Raw genomic sequence first — 17,142 nt, 5'->3', positions numbered from 1 at the left:
GACGAATCGGCCCTTGCGGAATTCCTCTGCCGGATAAGGTTGCCAATCTCACAAACGCACCTCCTTCTTGCAAAAAATCTAATTATGAATGCCGGCGCGCTTCCAAGTCCTGATTCATACGGAACCAGATCTGAAGATCGTTAATTCGGCTCGCATACTCCGCTATCTCCTTATTCAACGCGCAGCAGCGCTCGAAGCATTCTTCATGGAACAGCTCCGCCTGCTTAGCGTTAATGATCTTCTCCAGGTTCAGGATCAGATCCGGAATACGGCCGCGGCTTAGCTCCCAGCGCTCGATCAATCGAGCCTGCTCCGCCGGGGTGTGCTCCTCCCATTCCTTCTCGAGAGAGGGTACAAGGAGCAGAAGACGTTCGTTCCATACAAAACCATATTCCGCCATCGTAAACCTCCACACATAAATGTACCATACTCGCAAAGCAATAATCCAGCCACAAATCGACAACGAGCCGTGATATACTGTATAGCATCGAACGGGAACGGAGTGAAGTCTTCATCATGTCGGAAACACAAATTGCAAGGGGAACGGTTTCATCCACCGCCAAGCAGGAGACGCTTGCGCTGAGGGCGTTTAACTTCTCTACCTTCTCCACTCAGGCGCTGGTCGTTTCTTTTATTCCATTATATTTTATGACGCGGGGCTATTCGGAGAGCCAGATTGGCATTCTCTATTCCTCGGGGCTGTTCGTGTCTATCTTCGCGAACATCTTGATGGGGCTGCTAAGCGACAAGTACCGCACCATACGCAAAATATTAATCGGACTGCTGCTGGGACAGCTCGCCATGCTGTCTCTGCTGTTCCCGCTTGAAAACTTTGTAATGGTATGCGTGGTCATGATGGCCTTTTCTTTTGTCCAGACGCCCATTATTCCGCTCAGCGACAGCCTGATTCTGTTGTCCAGCCAATATACCGGAACGCCATATGCGCTCATTCGCATATTCGGCTCGTTGGGATTTGCGATCAGCGCGTACGGGCTGGGGCTGCTGCTCAAGGGCATTGGGTCGGAATGGACGATATTTGTGGCGATTTGCACGGTCAGCGTTTCGCTGCTGCTTACGATCTATCTGAAGGATTATCAGAGACAATCGAACAAGATTGAATTGGGCGGCTTTTTTGAGGTGCTGAAGCAGCGTCATGTGCTGATGTTTTTTTTCATGATCCTGCTGGTGTCCATCTCGCACCGGATGTACGAGGGCTTTCTTGCCGTGACCATGCGCCAGCTTGGGGCCAGCGACTCCCTTGTCGGCATGTCGTTCCTCGTGTCGGCCACCAGTGAAATCCCGATCCTATTCCTGCTGGGCAAATACGGGCACAAATTCAAGGAGCTGCCTCTGCTGGTGCTGGCTTCGCTGCTGTACGGCCTGCGCTTATGGATTATGGGCCAAATCGAGGATCCCCGCTGGTTCCTCGCCACGCAAGCCATGCACAGCATCACCTTCGGCATCTACTTCTCGACCGCGCTGCGCTACATCTCGCACCTCATTCCCGATGAGTACCGCGCATCCGGCCAGGCGGTCTACACCGTCATATGGACAGGCCTCGCCGGCCTTGTCAGCGGCGTAATTGGCGGCCTCGTCTACGAGGAGCTCGGCCGCACCATGTTCTACATGGTCGCAACCGGCATCGCCGGCGCCGCAGCTATCGGCTTCCTGCTGTATTTCCTGAGCCGGCACAGAAAGTAGGGGGGATCCGCCTCTCCCGGCACATTTAGACGTTTCTGGCACGTCTATTTGCTCGCATCGGGGCCTCCCAGCACATTTAGACGTTTCTGGCACGTCTATTTGCCTGCATCGACGCCTCCCGGCACATTTAGACGTTTCTGGCACGGCTATTTGCCTGCATCGGCCCCTCCGGGCACATTTAGACGTTTCTGGCACGTCTATTTGCTCGCATCGGGGCCTCCCAGCACATTTAGACGTTTCTGGCACGTCTATTTGCTCGCATCCGCCCCTCCCGGCACATTTAGACGTTTCTGGCACGTCTATTTGCTCGCATCCGCCCCTCCCGGCACATTTAGACGTTTCTGGCACGTCTATTTGCTCGCATCCGCCTCTCCGGGCACATTAGACGTTTCTGGCACGTCTATTTGCACGCATCCGCCTCTCCCGGCACATTTAGACGTTTCTGGCACGTCTATTTGCTCGCATCTGCTTCCATCCAGATCAGGTCCTTAACGATTGCAGTGCGCCCGCTTCCACCAAAAAATCATGATGTCGTTTTAAGCCCGGACGATGAGGCTTTATGAGTCCTTTTTCATGGAGAGATTTGATTACTTTTTGACTAAAGGATTTTTTCTTGCCAATAAGGTCACATACATTCGCAGCATTAAAGACATATTCAACACCCCCATACGCACGTATGACCTCCCTTTCGTATATCGACAATTCATTTTCTTTACCACTGGTCCACTTGCCAATTAGCTCTCGCAGGTAGCTCACATTCAAATGGTTTTTATCATCCAGCTCATCCCAACTGAAAGGCACATAACATATGCCTTGAAGCAGCATCAATCGAACGCGATACTTCTCAAAGTCAAAGCGGCGCCTAGTAATGGTCTCAGCGTGAGCGCTGAACCCTTCACATTCAAAGGCCAATCTCAGCGGCGTATAAAATACATCAAGAAAAATACTGACGCCGTTTACTCCCTTCAGCTCATACTCCAGCTCAAAGCCATCAAAGCTGCAAAACACGGGCCAAATGACTTCTTTCAACAGCTTTTTGGTGCCTAGCAAATCCTTCTCCAGCATTTCCAAGCGTCTTGCGTTTGCCGCCCTCTTCTGCTGCTCCAAAAATAAATTGAACTCTCTTTCCCATACGGCATCAACAACCATCGCCATCCTCCTCCAGTTGAATCCTTAAGCCCATAAACACAAAAAAGCGCTGTCCGTCGATGGAAGACGAACAGCGCATGCTTTGCGCAGTATGGGTTATAGGATCATGTTAGCATATATTCGATTATCTCAAAACAAAAAAATGAATAGCGCTTTCACACCCTTCGGAAAACAGCAAAGGCTCCCCAGAAGGGAGCCTCCGATCTTGTGTAGCGTTAAGGTCAACTAACGTTCAACCTATAGTTTATGGACGTTGGCCGCTTGTGCGCCGCGATTGCCTTCGGTAATATCGAACTCAACCGCCTGGCCTTCCTCCAGTGACTTAAAGCCGTCGCCTTGAATAGCAGAGTAGTGGACAAAAACATCTTCTCCGTCCTCCACTTGAATAAATCCGTAGCCCTTCTCTGCGTTAAACCATTTCACTGTACCTTTCAACGTGCATGACCTCCTAGAATGTTCCGCTGTCTTGGGACAACGTGAGATCATTATACCGATCCACATCCCAAAATGCAATTCCAGTGAATTCGCACAGAATTTAGGAGCCCGCTACGATATCCAGCCTATGGGTCGAGCCGGGAATAAACGGCAATCCGGATGCTCGAAGGTATGGCTGGCCTCCCTCCGCTCTGACCAGATCCATCAGCTCCTGCAGGCCTGCATAGGGCTCCCACTTCAAGCTCAGCAACGGATAAATTTTGATAACCCCGCCCGGCTTGCATACACGCATAAGCTCCCTCACCGAAGCCTCATGGAAGGACTCCCCGAACGCCTCCGCGTACAGGAACAAAAAGTGGCTGCACAATATGAGCTCAAAGGTGTCATCACGAAATGGCAGCTCCGGCAACGCGCCATATCTATAGACATCCGAAGTCTCCGCATGAGCGGCAAATTGCGCCAAGGAAGCTAACCTCCCCTTGCGATGCTGCTCAATTGAGCCGTAGTAGCTCCAGTCGAAGCTCTCCTTCAACGCGGCCAGCTTCTCTGTGGATGTCTCAATCTCCGCTTTGGCTTCCTGGGCCCAGCGACTCGCCGCTTCTCCGTATCGGGGGTCAACCGCATAGGCCTCAAACCCTCTCGCCCGCGCTTCCGCCACAAACGAAGATCCCCCAGCCGCCACATCCAGAATAGCCCCGGCAGCCAGCTCAGCAGCAGTCAGGCCGAACATCGCCTCATATTCCCCGAAGCCTCTGCAAGTCATCGCCACTCCTGCCTGCTCATAATGCTTTAGTGTCATACACGCACTCTCCTCAGCTCAGCTCATCTCAACTCTTCTCATTTCGGCCATCCTGCCCCGTTTGTATTGATTACCGGACCCAGAATAGCTATGATGATTACTATACCATAATTCGCTATAAAAAAGGTGGAATTTACCATGTTCAAAAAACATCAAATTTATAAGACTGACAAATACAATATGCTGACCGTCGAGGTGCAGGGCAAAACGCTGATCGTCCGCGAAATCAGCGATCAATGGGGCGAGGAATGCCATACGTTCGTCAGCCGTCCGCAGCTCATGCATTGGGCCGAGAACCGCTTTCGCCCAGAGGATTATGTAGGACGCGAGGAAGAGCGGCAATCCATTATGGACGCGCTTCGCGAGGTTTAGAGCATGGAAAAGAGGGAAAGACCTTGCCATAACCGAACATAGTGAGACGGCTTTACGCATAGTTAACGATAGGAGGCTGATGAGACAGCATGGATCCGATGACTTCTTCCATCATTTTTATTATTGCGGCGTTTTGCTTGGGCGCCGTCGTCATCATGAAGCGCGATGCCATACCGCAGAAAATGCGCAGAGGGCTTGCCTTATTTTCGATTGCCATGATTGCCTTTGCGTTTTTCCTTATTGTATACGCCTTGTTTACAATGGGAGCAGAGAAAGCTTAATCCAATTGCTGGATAAAATTCGCCCCAACGGGTCATAGTAGACACAAACTGTGACCTAAGAGGTGAAGGACCATGAAATGGCTGCCCCTGCTGCTCGCGGTATCGCTGTCGCAAGGCATCACGTCCGATCAACATCCCATCCGCAGCCGCGATCAAGCACAAGCGCAAGCACACGAAACCAAGCAATCCATCTCTTCTCATACAAGGAGGAATACGAAGATGAGCACCCTACCGAAACGCTCCGAGACGGCGGCCGAGCACCGCTGGAAGCTGGAGGATTTATTCCCGAATCAAGCCGCTTGGGACAAGGAATATACCGAAGCCAAGCAATTGATCATCAAATTTGCCGATTTCCAAGGCAAGCTTCATGACCCCGCTCAGCTTAAAGCCTGCTTCGAGCTGGAGGATGAGCTGTCGCTGCATGTGGAGCGGCTGTATGTCTACTCCAATATGCGCCATCATGAGGATACGTCAGAGCCTGGCTACCAAGCGCTGTCCGACAAAGCGAAGAAGCTGAGCGTAGAATCCGGCGAAGCGCTGTCTTTCATCACGCCTGAGGTGCTGAGCCTCACCGATGATGAGCTGAACGCCATGATCGACAACGAGTCGCTGGCGAAGTTCCGACATACGCTCCAGGAGATGAAGCGGGAGAAGGCGCATATTTTATCCAAAAACGAAGAAGCGCTTCTTGCCCAGGTAGGCAATGTCAGCTCCGCGCCAAGCACCATATTCGGCATGCTGAACAACGCAGACCTCAAATTCCCGAAGGTGAAGAACGAAAAAGGCGAGGAGGTTGAGCTGTCGCACGGACGCTACATTCAATTCCTGGAGAGCAAAAACCGCACCGTTCGCCAAGAAGCGTTCAAAGCGATGTACGATACATACGGCAAGCTGAAAAATACGCTCGCGGCGACGCTGAACGCCAACGTCAGCAAAAATGTATTTTACGCGAAGGCTCGCAAATACGACTCCGTCCTCGGCATGTCGCTCTACGGCGACAACATTCCGAAGGAGGTCTATACGAACCTGATCGACACCATACACAAGCATCTGCCGCTCATGCACCGGTACATGGAGCTGCGCAAGCGCCTGCTGGGCGTCGATGAGCTTCATATGTATGATTTGTTTGCACCGTTAGTGGATGAATTCGATATGGAGATCAGCTTCGAGGAAGCCAAGGGGACGATCAAGGAAAGCCTGAAGCCGCTGGGCGACGATTACCTGAAGGTGCTGCAGGAGGGCTATGATCAAGGCTGGATCGACGTATACGAGAACGAAGGCAAGCGCAGCGGCGCTTACAGCTGGGGCGCGTTCGGCACACATCCTTACGTGCTGCTGAACCACAAGGATAATCTGAACAGCATGTTTACGCTGACGCACGAGATGGGCCACGCGCTGCATTCGTATTATTCCGACAACACGCAGAACTATCGGGACGCGCAGTACACGATATTCCTTGCGGAGGTAGCGTCGACGCTGAACGAGGCGCTGCTGATGGACTATTTGCTGGGCAAATCGACGGATAACAAGGAGAAAATGTACCTGCTCACCTATTACGCCGACCAGTTCCGCACAACGGTATTCCGCCAGACCATGTTCGCGGAATTCGAAAAAATCATACATGAGCGCGCGGAAGCCGGCGAGTCCCTCACGCCGCAGGAGCTCAGCAAAATTTATTACGACCTCAACAAGCTGTATTACGGCGACGGCATGGTGGTCGACCAGGATATCGAGATGGAGTGGGCGCGAATCCCTCACTTCTACAACAGCTTCTATGTGTACAAATACGCGACCGGCTTCTCCGCCGCGACCAGCTTCTCCAAGCAAATTTTGGAGGAGGGCGCGCCGGCTGTGGAGCGCTACCTCGGCTTCCTGAAGAGCGGCGGCAGCGACTTCTCCATCAACATTCTGAAGAAGGCGGGCGTCGACATGTCCACGCCGGAGCCCATCGAGCAAGCCATGAGCGTGTTCGAGGAGCTGATTGCACAGATGGAGGAGCTCACAAGCGGATCTGTTAAATAAGTAGACCTCTCTCCAGGCCTCTCGGTGATGTACGACCGCGACTATAGACAGGATTGAGATGTAGTCAACCAAAAAACCGCCTTCTGGCCAGCAAATGGGCCGGAAGGCGGTTTTGGGTTGGGAGGCGGGCGAAGGGGCCGCCCGACAGTCAGAGCAGCAGCCCGCCGATGGCCCATGCCAGCAGGCCCGCTGCCAGCGACGACAGGAGGTTCACCCTGTCGTTGTCCAGCGCGGCGAAGCCGCGCACATGCCGCGCCGCGCTGCCGCAATGCTCGGCGCGCTCGGTTTCGCTGCCGCATACCTGGCAGCGAAACACGGCCTGGCCGGTGGCGCCGAGCAGCGAGTCGGCGAAGGCACCGGCCAGGCCGGCGGCGGCCGCAGCGGCGATGAGGCCTGCCGCCGCTGCGGCTCCGCCGCCCAGCGCGCCCGCAGCAGCGCCAGCGGGCTGCGGCAGCGCCAGCAGCAGCGCTGCGACGGCGCCGATGAACGCGGCGCCTGCCAGCGCTGCTGCGCTGCCGAGCGGCGTAACGCCGCCGCTCGTGCCGGGGCTGACCGGCTTGCCGCTCACGATGGATCGCGGCGCCGTACGGCTGAGGGCCCCGATCTCGGTGGCCCAGGTGTCTGCGTTGACGGCGGCCATGACGCCGATATACGCGTACAGCCACCCCTCATGGGGCCATAGCGCATAGGCGGCGCACAGCAGCAGGCCTGCGCCGCCGTTAGCCCATACCTGACCGGCGTCGCGGCGGCCGGTCTTCTGATATTTGGCCTCGGCCTCCGACTTCGCCCGCGTATGTCGCTTCCACTTCGACCAGAACGTCGAAGAGAGGAAGAACGCCGCAAGCACGCCGAACCATACCGGCTCCCCAAGCGTCAGAAATCCCGTCCCCATTGCCACTGCCGACAAGGCGCCGGAGCCTGACAAGGAACGGGAGCGATAGGCCGAAGCTGCGGCAAAAGCGCTGAAGCTGAGGCCGATGAGCAGCCTCCACCACCATTCATCGATGTATCCAACCATTCCTGAATTTCCTCACTTTCAATGGGTGAAGCGGCTATCGGAACCAGCGAGAGGGGCGTCTGCCCCCTCGCGGGTCCGCATCCGACACGCCAAAGTCCATACCCATAATCTCGCCCCAGCGCTCCGGATAGTCTGTGCAGATCAGCAGCCCAGGGTCCAGATCGGCGATTCTGCGCAGGGCTCGCTTGTCATTTGCCGTCCATGCCATGGTCTGTATGCCGGCATCCTTCAAGAGCTGAACTCGCTCTTGATTCAGCCTTCCGTATCCAATGGAGAGAAAATCGGCTTGCAGCTCCCGCAGCTCCTGCAGCAGCGTGCCTCTCCACCCATCCAATATAAGTCCGATCCGCACCGATGCCGACATCTTGCGTAAGCGATGCAGCGTGCCCATATGGAAGGAGGTGAACACCACATCCTCCTGAAGTCCATGCTCCATCACCTTCTGGAGCGCCTTCTCCTCGATATAGGGATACCGCACGCCGTCCGTCTTCAGCTCGATATTGAACTGAGTACGTCCGGAGCCCTCCCTCAGCACCTCGTCTAGCGTCGGAATCGATTCGCCCTTGAAGGCGGGCGAGAACCAGCTCCCGGCATCCAATGACGCAAGCTCTGCGGCGCTCCAATGCCGCACATCGCCCCGTCCGTTCGTCGTCCGGCGCAACTGATAATCGTGGATGACGACAGGCACCGCGTCTCGGCTCAGCTGCACATCCAGCTCGATCCACGGAATCCCCGCCTCCCATGCCATTCGAAACGCGGACATCGTATTTTCCGGTGCGCGGCCTGACCACCCCCGGTGTGCGACGCACGGGTTTCTCATGCTTTAACCTGCCTTTCTCCACGCTTGCTGTCCCTATTTCCCGACTATTGCTCCGTCGCTGCCAACCTCAGCTCCAATAGAGATCGATGACAGCCGGCTCAGCAGCGCTTCTGCTGAAGCGCCCTCCAGCGGGGTCGGCTGGGACTGAATCACGAGCATGGGGTTGAATTTCAGCTCGCAATCCCCGTCTTTGCCGCATAACGCGTCCAGCACTCCAGTCTCCGCAAGCTGACCTTTCGGATAGGAGGCGTAAACGAAGTTCCCTAAACTGTATGCAATCCATTTGCCTTTATACATTTCGAAGCCTTGAAGCACATGGGGATGGCTTCCGATGACGAGATCCGCCCCAGCGTCGATATAGGCGCGCGCCATATTTCGCTGATAGTTCTCCGGGGTATCCTTCCCGTCCTTCCCCCAATGCACCATCACCACCACGATATCCGCCTGCTCCTCCGCGCTCTGAATGGACGCTGTCGCTCTTGTTGTCTCGTACGTCTCGGCAATGCCGGGCACATGGCTGTCAGCCTTCATCTCCACGAATGGAATGACCCCGCTGACGCCAATGAAGGCGACCTTGATGCCCTTCACCTCCCGAATCAAGGGGGCAAAGGCCTCCTTGTCGTTCTCCCCGACACCCATATAGCCAATGCCCGCTTCCGTCAGATGCCTCATCGTATCGCGCATGCCTTCAACGCCCTGGTCCAGCGCATGATTGTTAGCCAGGCTCATAATATCGAAGCCGGCGTCTCGCATGGCGGAGAGCGCCTCCGGCGAGCCCTTGTATACATAAGGCGTGCCCTCCACCGGCGTTCCCCGCGTCGTAATGGGCAGCTCCAGATTTCCGATCATTAGATCCGGCACGCTCAAGTAGAGAAGCGCCTTCTGATAAGGGAAATCGTAGCCATTTTGCGCCATAATGGGCGCAATATATTCACCTGGGAGCATGTCCCCGACAAAAGATAAGCCCACACGCTCGTCCGTGCCGCCGCCCCCATCGCTTGGCTGCTCAACGGCTCCGTCTTCGGCAGGCTCCGGAGCGGGCGTCTCTGTCCCGGCATCCGGCGAAGCGCTAGCCGCGACGCCGCCTGCTGCATCCCTTGTCGGGCTTGGCGACGAGACGGCAAGCTCCTCGCTCGCGCCATTGCCGCCCAGCCAGTCTGGCAAGCCGTCGGCCTGATTCACCGCAACGCCGACTCCCGTTAATAGAATGATAGAACCTGCAACGATCATAGAAAGCTGGAAAGCGCGGCGGCGGCGATGATCCCGCTTCTCTCTCTGACGCGATTCCGATCTGGATAATGGCATAGGAAGACTCCTTTGACTGTAGGAAATAGATAGATTCGCTGTTCTTCCTTCATTATACAATTACCGGCTCGCATTGCGATAGATGGAAGACTGCTCCGTTGTTAACGGAGCAGTCTCTCGGCGGCTTCCTTCCCCTGTCTGACACAGTCCGGCAGCCCAACGCCATCGAAGGCGGCTCCCGTCACCCATACGCCGGGCAGCTCCCGCTCCAGCCGGCTTCGCAGCGCGTTCATGCTCTGGATATGGCCCACGGGATATTGCGGCATGGAATGGTCCAGTCTCGTAATTTCCGTGAACATAGGCTCAGCCGTAATGCCCATCGTCGTGTGAATGTCCTTGCGGACAGCAGCAATCAGCTGTTCATCGGGAAGCCTGACGCTTTCCTGATCCTCAGAATGGCCGACATAGCAGCGCAGCAGCACCTTGTCCCGCGGGCTTGCATGAAGCCATTTGCTGGAGGTCCATGTGCAGGCCGTAATATGCAGCCCCTCCGACCGCGGCACAACAAATCCCGAGCCGTCGAAGTCGATGCCGAACGTCTCCCTGTCGAAAGCCATGACGACATTCGCGACGGACACATATCGAATGGCCTCCAGCTCCTTCACATCCGTCAGCGGCGCCAGCAGCTTGACGGCGGCGAACGCCTGCGTCGTTACGACAATTCGGTCAGCCGAAAGCCGTTCCCCATCCTCCAGCACGACAGAATATCCTTCAGCTTCCTTCACAATAGCCGCAGCCTGGAGCCCCAGACGCCTCTCCACACTAGACAAGGCCTCCTCCAGTCCCCGCACGACAGTCGACAGGCCGCCTTTAAACGTAAGAAACGTGCTGTTGCGCGCTTTGGCGGAAGCCGCCGCAGCCGTCGCCTTGCGGCTGGCCATCATGCCGCGGATCAGGCTGCCATATTTGCACTCCGATTCTCCGAATTGCGGGAAGGTCGCCTTCAGGCTCAGCTTCTTCAGATCTCCGGCATAGATGCCCGCCAGCAGCGGCTCCGCAATTCTTCGCATAATTTGCGTGCCTACCCGGCGCTCGATGAACCCGCCAAGCGATTCATCCCCCTCCGCAGGCCGTGCAGGCAGCACTAGATCCAGCAGAGCTCTAAGCTTTCCGCCCCAGGAGAGCAGGCTGGTCCCGACAAACGGCTTAATTTCCGTAGGTATGCCCAGCACAAGACCCGGCGGCATGGCGTGCAGCTTTCGGTTGTGCAGGATGTAGGTTTTTTTGGCCGCCGGATTGGTTGCCGTCAGCTCATCCTCCAGCCCAAGCTCTCTCGCCAGGTCGATCATCGCCTGCTTCCGCGCCAGGAAGGAATCCGGTCCCTTCTCAATGACAAAGCCATCCCGCTGCAGCGTATGGATCTTGCCGCCAAGGGCAGGGGCCCCGTCCACGATTGTAAGCTGAAGAGTCCTGCCCTGTCGCTCCGCTTCCCGCTGCAAATAAAAAGCGGAGCTCAGTCCGCTGATCCCTCCGCCAATAATGACAATTCGATCAATCGCTTCTGTTCTCCGCATATCGTTCAATCCTTTCCAATCCTTCCCGTTTCGGCCACAACCGATTCGGCTAACGTCTCCATATAAAGCGGATCACGGTTCAGCATGGCGATTCGCTCCAGATGAATGCCAAGCTTCGCGGCTTCCGCTTTCGCTTCAATATCAAGATCGTACAGCACCTCCAGGTGATCCGACACAAAGCCGATGGGCGCCGACAACACAGCCTTTACGCCACCCTCCGACAGCTCCGCCAGCGTATCCAGAATATCCGGTCCCAGCCAAGGCTCTCTTGTGCGGCCCGCGCTCTGCCAGGTGAACTGCCAATCCGTAACGCCTGCCGCTTCGGCAACCGCCGCAGATGTCTCCAGCAGCTGCTTCTCGTAAGGGTCGCCCATCTCTCGGATCCGCTCAGGCAGGCTGTGCGCGCTGAACAGCACCTTGACAGGCATCTCCGGGGATGTCGCCTGCGCAATAGAGGCAAGCCCGTTACTGACACGCTCCGTCAGCGCCTGAAGCAGCTTGGGATGCAGATGGTATTGCTCCACGAACGCCATCTCCACGCCCAGCTCCGCGGCCTTTTCCTTCGCCCGCTTGATATAGCTTCCAACGCTCATAGTCGAATAATGAGGCGCAAGCACAATGCCGACTGCGCGGCGGATGCCCGCCTTCGCCATCTCTTCGACTCCGTCCTCGATATAAGGACGCGCATGCTTGAGTCCTTGGAAGCAAGTATATTGGCCCGGCGCAAGCGTCTCCAGCTTATCCTGCAGCCCCGCCACTTGTCCGTCCGTATTCTCGCGCAGCGGAAATACGCCGCCGACAATCGCTTCATAACGCTCCGTCAGCTCCGCCAGCTGCTCCGGCGTTGGCGGCTGTCCCCGTCGAATATGCGTATAATACGCCTCTACGTCAGCCAACGATTCCGGAGTGCCGTACGACATGACGAGGACTCCCGTTTTGTTCGCCAGATCAGACATGCTCCTTCTCCTCCTTGCGCTTCGATGCGATCGCTTTCTCCGAATAAGTGTGAATGAACGAGGTCAGCTCCGCCAGCTTCTCCAGCGATGCCTCCGGGAACAAGCCGTGTCCCAGGTTGAAAATAAATCCAGGCTCCGACACGCCCTGATCGATAATCTGGGCAGCGTACTGCTCAATGACAGGCATAGGCGCCGTCAGCACGGTAGGATCAAGATTGCCCTGCACCGCGTATTGATGGTTCAGCCTTCTTCTGCCTTCCTGGATCGAGACGCGCCAGTCCAGGCCAATCACGTCAGCCTGCAGCTCGCGCAGCTCCGGCAGCAGCTCTCCTGAGCTTACGCCTGGGAAATATATTTTGGGCTGCGGCAAATCCGACAGCTCCGCAAATATTCGTTCGATTGTTGGCAGCACATACGTCCGGAAGTCCGCAGGCGTCAGCGCGCCGACCCAGCTGTCGAACAGCTGGAACGCTTTGCCGCCGTTCGCCATGTGGGCTCGCAAATAAGCGATGACCATATCGCCCAGCTTGCGCATCAGCTCATGCCAAACCTTGGGCTCGCTGTACATCAGCGCTTTGGTTCGCAAATAATTTTTGGACGGACGTCCCTCGATCAAGTAGCTGGCAATGGTAAAGGGCGCGCCTGCAAATGTAATAAGCGGTACCTCCAGCTCGCGGTCCAGAATGCGGATCGTCTCCAGAACATGTCCCAGATCGCCCTCCACATCAATAGGCTTCAGTCTCTCGACATCCCCCGCTGATTGAATGGGATTATGAATGACAGGACCGACGTTCGCAACGATATCGAAATCTATGCCGATCGAAGCGACCGGATTCATAATATCAGAATATAGAATGGCGGCATCCACGCCCAGCTTCCGAACCGGCATCAGCGTCACCTCTGCGGCCAGCTCAGGCTGCTTGCATATTTCAAGCAGGGAATATTTTTCTTTAATTTTGCGATATTCCGGATCGTATCTTCCCGCTTGGCGCATATACCACACCGGTACGCGATCCACTTGTTCCTTCCGGCTTGCCCGAATGAAACGGTCGTTATAAGACATGCCCGTTCCTCTTTTCTATGTAATCTCGTCTGCTTACCATTATGCCCTTTTTCCCTGACCCTAACAACCGTCCCAGCTGTTGTTCCTATGACAATAGTATGACAATGCACAGGAATTTGCATGAAGACAGAATGAAGGGATATGGTCTGCTCAGCGCAACAAAAAAACGAGAAACTGCATGACTTCTTGCAGCTTCTCGCGCACATCATCTCCGGCTTGCGCTCCGTTATGGCTTCGACGCTCCGGCTCCCGGAACAATCGGATTTTCTAGCAAATAGCCGTACGTAGGGTCGAAATAGCCCGTAAAGGCCACTTCCGCAGCCGTCTCTCCGGTAATCGCAAGAGAGAAGCGCACAGAATCTACAACCACTACTCGCGGAAGCTTCTGCAGCTCTACGAGCCAGCTTCTAATTTCATTATAATCCCCTTGCACCACCGCCTGCACCTTCAGCTCGCCCACATTCGGGAACAGCGGCTCCTTGGCGCCTATGATGGAATGGATGCTGTTCGAGTCCACCACGTTGAAGGAAATGCTGCTCAGCTTCGTGCTTGTCTGGGCGCTTAATGCCTTCATGCCGGCGATCATCTGCTCCGTATTATCCCACAGCGGCAGCGCCTCCTGAATATCGTCGGACAGCTTCTCCTTGTCCTTCTTGTTCGCCAGCGCCCTCTGCAGCAAGCTGGCTTGATCCTCCAGTCGCGCTACCTCGTCCTTCTGCTCCTTCAGGCTGTCGAAGGATGGCTGCAGAATGACGAAGTAGCCCAGAAGCAGCAACAGAAACATAACCATAATAGATAAAATAATGATGGAATGGGTTTTATTCTGAGCCATTCGCTGCCGCGCCTCCTTCCCCATCCGCCGCCTGCTCCGACTGGTCCTTCCATTTCATCTCGTATCGGGCGGTCCATTGCGTATCTGTTCCTGTATAACCCTGCAGCAGCGCTCCCCCAGAATAAGGGAACGTCCGCAGCGCCATTAAGTAATCCGCCACATCCTGCATATCGTTATTAAAAGCGCCACAGAGCCTGGCTTGGAATACTCCAGCGTCTGGAGAGATGCGCCTGCAGGCAGCTCATCATTGAGATCATCCAGCACCTCCACCGTATCCTGGCGGTTGTCCAATATCGTCTGGATGACAGCCTCGGGATCCGCGTCCGCTCTGCTCTGCTGATTCAGATTGGCAAGCTCCTGCTCCAGCAGGGCGTTGCTCTGCCTTAACGACTCGGCTTGCTGCTTATGCGACTCCAGACTGGCATGATTCATTGCCATCAGGGAGGCCATCGCAATCAAACAGGCGATCCAGATCGATCCGGCCACAACGATTTGAATGGGCGCTCTCCTTTTGCTAATCGTCCGCTCGGGAAGGAGATTGATTGCGGTCGTTTTTTTCTCTCTTAAGGCAAGTCCGAACGGAATGCGATATGGATCCGCCAGAATATCCGGCATCGACTGACCGATATAAGCGAAGTCGGCGTATCCGACCTCCATCTCAGGATGAAGCTCGCTGAACTCCGTCTGGAATCGGTCGCGTCCCCCCAGATCACCGGTAATGATCGTATGCGTAATACGCGACTCGCCCTCATGAATGCTGTATTGATAGAAGCTGAGCAGCCTGGAAATTTCCGCGTTGATGCTTCCAATCAGCTCCTGTGACAGCCCCTCTTCCCCAATCGCAAGCTGATCGTATTCGTTCATCACTCGCATAAATACGGGATTGCCCTTATGGAACATATAAATTTCGATGGTCGTCTGATTGAGGTTAACAAGCATCGTGCTTTCCAGCGGCGTATCCAGCTTGTCCTGAATAGCGCGGGCAAGCGAGGTTGACGCGAGCTCCGCTTCCGTCACTTTCAGTCCGGCGTCCTCAAGCAAGGATACGCATTGCTGAATCCACTTCAGCGGGGACGCATACACCAGCACCGACTGCTTCCCATTCATCGTTTCCGTATGGATAAAATCATACACTGGGGTTTGAAACGGAAGATGCAGCGCCGTCTCCACCTCAAGCTCTACAAGCTGCTTCAATTCTTTGGCGTTCGAAGCCTCAAACGTCAGCTTGCGAATAATCACCTGCGAGGTGGGAACCGTTAAGATGACGGCTGCGCCAGTCAGCTTCTCGCTCCTGACCCAAGCCAACAAGCGATGCCTGATCTCATCAATAGCAATAAACTGATCGTCTTGATACCATCCCGGCTCGAAGGGCATAAAGCCGCATTTGTCGATTTCCCATTCTTTTTTCTTCTTCAGCTTTGCGTAGTGTATGCCATGTTGATCTATTGTCAAACCAACCCGGTCCGCGCTTGCAAACATGCTTCATCACATCCTGCTATTTGAATAAGGTTGAACACTCCCGCCACCTAAGAGGTGGAGGATTCTTGGGTTGTTGCTCCTCACGGAGCAAAGTCGTAGCGATATTTTTTTGAAATATCGTACACCAAGCGATCCCTGTGGTTCCCACAGTTCCTATTTTGTTCGTTACTGGGCCATGGCCTTTATGTTTTGTGCCGCATTCCAATCTCGGTCATGTGGCGTTTGGCAAGATACACATGTCCACCCCCGCACGCTCAAATCCCTCACTTCTGCTTGCTTGTACCCACAGACGTGACAGGTTTGGCTCGTTGGCGCAAATACCGGTGTTTCCTTGATCGTTCGCCCATACCACTTGGCTTTGTAATGCAGTTGACGGCTCATTTCGCCCCAGGATGCATCTGCTATGTGTTTGGCGAGGTGTCGTTGTTTCATCATGTTTGCAATACGTAAGTCCTCGAGACAGATCGTTTGGTTTTCACGGATCCATTTCGTAGTCTGCTTATGCATCGCGTCTAATCGGCTATTTCGAATCCTTTCATGGATGAGGGCGACTTTTCTTTTCGCTTTAGACCAGTTACTTCCGCCTTGTTTCCTTCTTGCAAGGATGCGCTGCCATTTCGTGAGCAGCCGTTCATATCGCAATGTATATCTTGGATTATCCATTGCAGGACCTTCCGAAGGCACGGCAAGATACTTGATACCCACGTCAATGCCAAGTATGCTGTCCGTTAAAGGAAGAGGCTGGATGTCAACCTCGCATACCAACGATACAAACCATTTGCCGCTTGGGGCTAGTCGTACGGTAGCGGATAGGATCCGGCCTTCGATCTCTCTTGACTTGGCATAGGGTACCCAGCCTAGCTTGGGAAGTTGCAGACGGTTTCCCTTCACGGCAATGTTCCCGTTCGTATATCGCGTCGTATAGCTTTGTACGGGATGCTTGCGACTCTTGAAGCGAGGTCGTTCATTTTGCTTGTTGAAGTGGCGCTGATATCCGTCAGCCAAGTTTCGCACAGCTGACTGCAGGGCAATGCTATCCACTTCTTTCAACCAAGACCACTCGCGCTTCATATCAGGAAGCTGAGATGCACAGGCGTTATAAGACAAACCTTTGCCTGTAGCCTGATAGATCTGACTCCATTTTGATAGGAGGTGGTTGAACACAAAACGGCAGCAACCCAACGTTTTGCGCAGTTGCATGATTTGTACATGACTAGGATAGATCCGAAATTTGAAGGCTTTATGCTGGAGCATCGTCTGATTCGTCACCTCGCTGCAAAAGAGATGAATGTTAACTCATTCCAATTATAGCACAAATGTTCGTGTCTATCCATGAGCAAAATTCCCGATTCATCTCCTGCCTACACTCTCACTTCGTGAGTAAGGTAGAGGCAGG

The 17,142-nt window shown here is 54.8% G+C and carries 18 protein-coding genes; 4 read left to right on the top strand and 14 right to left on the bottom strand.

Annotated features, from left to right (window positions below; translation table 11 throughout):
* Positions 1–82 precede the first annotated feature (82 nt).
* On the bottom strand, positions 83–400 hold the full coding sequence (locus tag AB1S56_RS10400; protein WP_340867955.1) for a hypothetical protein: 318 nt from the start codon (positions 398–400) through the stop codon (positions 83–85).
* Positions 401–516: 116 nt separating this feature from the next.
* Here AB1S56_RS10400 and AB1S56_RS10395 point away from each other — a divergent pair, with 116 nt between their 5' ends.
* Complete coding sequence (locus AB1S56_RS10395; RefSeq protein WP_340867957.1) at positions 517–1,701, top strand: MFS transporter; 1,185 nt, start codon at positions 517–519, stop codon at positions 1,699–1,701.
* Between the two features lie 480 nt (positions 1,702–2,181).
* On the opposite strand, the gene AB1S56_RS10390 is transcribed toward AB1S56_RS10395, so the two are convergent.
* From AB1S56_RS10390 to AB1S56_RS10380, 3 genes are all read right to left on the bottom strand, one after another.
* Positions 2,182–2,850, bottom strand: a complete 669-nt coding sequence (locus AB1S56_RS10390) for a hypothetical protein (protein ID WP_340867958.1) — start codon at positions 2,848–2,850, stop codon at positions 2,182–2,184.
* A 237-nt stretch (positions 2,851–3,087) separates the two neighbouring features.
* Complete coding sequence (locus AB1S56_RS10385) at positions 3,088–3,285, bottom strand: cold shock domain-containing protein (protein WP_119598848.1); 198 nt, start codon at positions 3,283–3,285, stop codon at positions 3,088–3,090.
* 100 nt (positions 3,286–3,385) lie between these two features.
* Positions 3,386–4,084, bottom strand: a complete 699-nt coding sequence (locus AB1S56_RS10380; protein WP_340867962.1) for a methyltransferase domain-containing protein — start codon at positions 4,082–4,084, stop codon at positions 3,386–3,388.
* Between the two features lie 138 nt (positions 4,085–4,222).
* Here AB1S56_RS10380 and AB1S56_RS10375 point away from each other — a divergent pair, with 138 nt between their 5' ends.
* From AB1S56_RS10375 to pepF, 3 genes are all read left to right on the top strand, one after another.
* A complete protein-coding gene (locus AB1S56_RS10375) occupies positions 4,223–4,456 on the top strand; it encodes a hypothetical protein (protein ID WP_340867963.1) in 234 nt (77 codons plus the stop codon).
* Between the two features lie 89 nt (positions 4,457–4,545).
* A complete protein-coding gene (locus AB1S56_RS10370) occupies positions 4,546–4,737 on the top strand; it encodes a hypothetical protein (protein WP_340867964.1) in 192 nt (63 codons plus the stop codon).
* 219 nt (positions 4,738–4,956) lie between these two features.
* Positions 4,957–6,759, top strand: coding sequence for an oligoendopeptidase F (pepF, locus tag AB1S56_RS10365; RefSeq protein WP_340868025.1), 1,803 nt, complete (start codon positions 4,957–4,959; stop codon positions 6,757–6,759).
* A gap of 148 nt (positions 6,760–6,907) precedes the next feature.
* On the opposite strand, the gene AB1S56_RS10360 is transcribed toward pepF, so the two are convergent.
* The 10 genes from AB1S56_RS10360 to tnpB all read right to left on the bottom strand — a co-directional run bounded on the left by AB1S56_RS10360 (position 6,908) and on the right by tnpB (position 17,000).
* Positions 6,908–7,777 carry a DUF92 domain-containing protein gene (locus AB1S56_RS10360; RefSeq protein WP_340867967.1) on the bottom strand — a complete coding sequence of 290 codons (870 nt, stop codon included), beginning with the start codon at positions 7,775–7,777 and terminating at the stop codon, positions 6,908–6,910.
* A gap of 34 nt (positions 7,778–7,811) precedes the next feature.
* Positions 7,812–8,597 carry a glycerophosphodiester phosphodiesterase family protein gene (locus AB1S56_RS10355; RefSeq protein ID WP_340867969.1) on the bottom strand — a complete coding sequence of 262 codons (786 nt, stop codon included), beginning with the start codon at positions 8,595–8,597 and terminating at the stop codon, positions 7,812–7,814.
* 33 nt (positions 8,598–8,630) lie between these two features.
* Positions 8,631–9,902, bottom strand: coding sequence for a CapA family protein (locus AB1S56_RS10350; RefSeq protein WP_340867971.1), 1,272 nt, complete (start codon positions 9,900–9,902; stop codon positions 8,631–8,633).
* Between the two features lie 101 nt (positions 9,903–10,003).
* On the bottom strand, positions 10,004–11,416 hold the full coding sequence (gene hemG / locus AB1S56_RS10345; RefSeq protein ID WP_340867973.1) for a protoporphyrinogen oxidase: 1,413 nt from the start codon (positions 11,414–11,416) through the stop codon (positions 10,004–10,006).
* A gap of 5 nt (positions 11,417–11,421) precedes the next feature.
* On the bottom strand, positions 11,422–12,372 hold the full coding sequence (gene hemH, locus AB1S56_RS10340) for a ferrochelatase (protein ID WP_340867974.1): 951 nt from the start codon (positions 12,370–12,372) through the stop codon (positions 11,422–11,424).
* Complete coding sequence (gene hemE, locus AB1S56_RS10335) at positions 12,365–13,435, bottom strand: uroporphyrinogen decarboxylase (protein ID WP_340867975.1); 1,071 nt, start codon at positions 13,433–13,435, stop codon at positions 12,365–12,367. Before hemE ends, hemH begins: the two co-directional genes overlap by 8 nt.
* A gap of 226 nt (positions 13,436–13,661) precedes the next feature.
* Positions 13,662–14,267: a hypothetical protein gene (locus AB1S56_RS10330; protein WP_340867977.1), complete on the bottom strand. Its 606-nt coding sequence runs from the start codon at positions 14,265–14,267 to the stop codon at positions 13,662–13,664.
* A complete protein-coding gene (locus AB1S56_RS10325; protein ID WP_340867979.1) occupies positions 14,254–14,412 on the bottom strand; it encodes a hypothetical protein in 159 nt (52 codons plus the stop codon). Before AB1S56_RS10325 ends, AB1S56_RS10330 begins: the two co-directional genes overlap by 14 nt.
* The gene (gene pilM, locus AB1S56_RS10320; protein ID WP_340867981.1) at positions 14,412–15,746 is read right to left on the bottom strand and encodes a pilus assembly protein PilM; all 1,335 of its coding nucleotides are present in this window, start codon (positions 15,744–15,746) and stop codon (positions 14,412–14,414) included. Before pilM ends, AB1S56_RS10325 begins: the two co-directional genes overlap by 1 nt.
* A 165-nt stretch (positions 15,747–15,911) precedes the next feature.
* Positions 15,912–17,000, bottom strand: coding sequence for an IS200/IS605 family element RNA-guided endonuclease TnpB (gene tnpB, locus AB1S56_RS10315; RefSeq protein WP_367903461.1), 1,089 nt, complete (start codon positions 16,998–17,000; stop codon positions 15,912–15,914).
* Between the last annotated feature and the right edge of the window lie 142 nt (positions 17,001–17,142).

The sequence above is a fragment of the Paenibacillus sp. PL2-23 genome, from assembly GCF_040834005.1.
Lineage (GTDB): Bacteria > Bacillota > Bacilli > Paenibacillales > Paenibacillaceae > Pristimantibacillus.
The sequence above is the reverse complement of the archived record's forward strand: the minus strand, read 5'-3'. Positions and strand labels throughout refer to the sequence as shown.

Coding starts and splice junctions, on each gene's coding strand:
- AB1S56_RS10325 (WP_340867979.1), bottom strand. CDS start 14,412: ATGGCGCTGCGGACGTTCCCTTATTCTGGGGGAGCGCTGCTGCAGGGT.
- AB1S56_RS10380 (WP_340867962.1), bottom strand. CDS start 4,084: ATGACACTAAAGCATTATGAGCAGGCAGGAGTGGCGATGACTTGCAGA.
- AB1S56_RS10330 (WP_340867977.1), bottom strand. CDS start 14,267: ATGGCTCAGAATAAAACCCATTCCATCATTATTTTATCTATTATGGTT.
- AB1S56_RS10360 (WP_340867967.1), bottom strand. CDS start 7,777: ATGGTTGGATACATCGATGAATGGTGGTGGAGGCTGCTCATCGGCCTC.
- AB1S56_RS10395 (WP_340867957.1), top strand. CDS start 517: ATGTCGGAAACACAAATTGCAAGGGGAACGGTTTCATCCACCGCCAAG.
- AB1S56_RS10400 (WP_340867955.1), bottom strand. CDS start 400: ATGGCGGAATATGGTTTTGTATGGAACGAACGTCTTCTGCTCCTTGTA.
- AB1S56_RS10350 (WP_340867971.1), bottom strand. CDS start 9,902: ATGCCATTATCCAGATCGGAATCGCGTCAGAGAGAGAAGCGGGATCAT.
- pepF (WP_340868025.1), top strand. CDS start 4,957: ATGAGCACCCTACCGAAACGCTCCGAGACGGCGGCCGAGCACCGCTGG.
- hemG (WP_340867973.1), bottom strand. CDS start 11,416: ATGCGGAGAACAGAAGCGATTGATCGAATTGTCATTATTGGCGGAGGG.
- AB1S56_RS10355 (WP_340867969.1), bottom strand. CDS start 8,597: ATGAGAAACCCGTGCGTCGCACACCGGGGGTGGTCAGGCCGCGCACCG.
- hemE (WP_340867975.1), bottom strand. CDS start 13,435: ATGTCTTATAACGACCGTTTCATTCGGGCAAGCCGGAAGGAACAAGTG.
- tnpB (WP_367903461.1), bottom strand. CDS start 17,000: ATGCTCCAGCATAAAGCCTTCAAATTTCGGATCTATCCTAGTCATGTA.
- hemH (WP_340867974.1), bottom strand. CDS start 12,372: ATGTCTGATCTGGCGAACAAAACGGGAGTCCTCGTCATGTCGTACGGC.
- AB1S56_RS10390 (WP_340867958.1), bottom strand. CDS start 2,850: ATGGTTGTTGATGCCGTATGGGAAAGAGAGTTCAATTTATTTTTGGAG.
- AB1S56_RS10375 (WP_340867963.1), top strand. CDS start 4,223: ATGTTCAAAAAACATCAAATTTATAAGACTGACAAATACAATATGCTG.
- pilM (WP_340867981.1), bottom strand. CDS start 15,746: ATGTTTGCAAGCGCGGACCGGGTTGGTTTGACAATAGATCAACATGGC.
- AB1S56_RS10370 (WP_340867964.1), top strand. CDS start 4,546: ATGGATCCGATGACTTCTTCCATCATTTTTATTATTGCGGCGTTTTGC.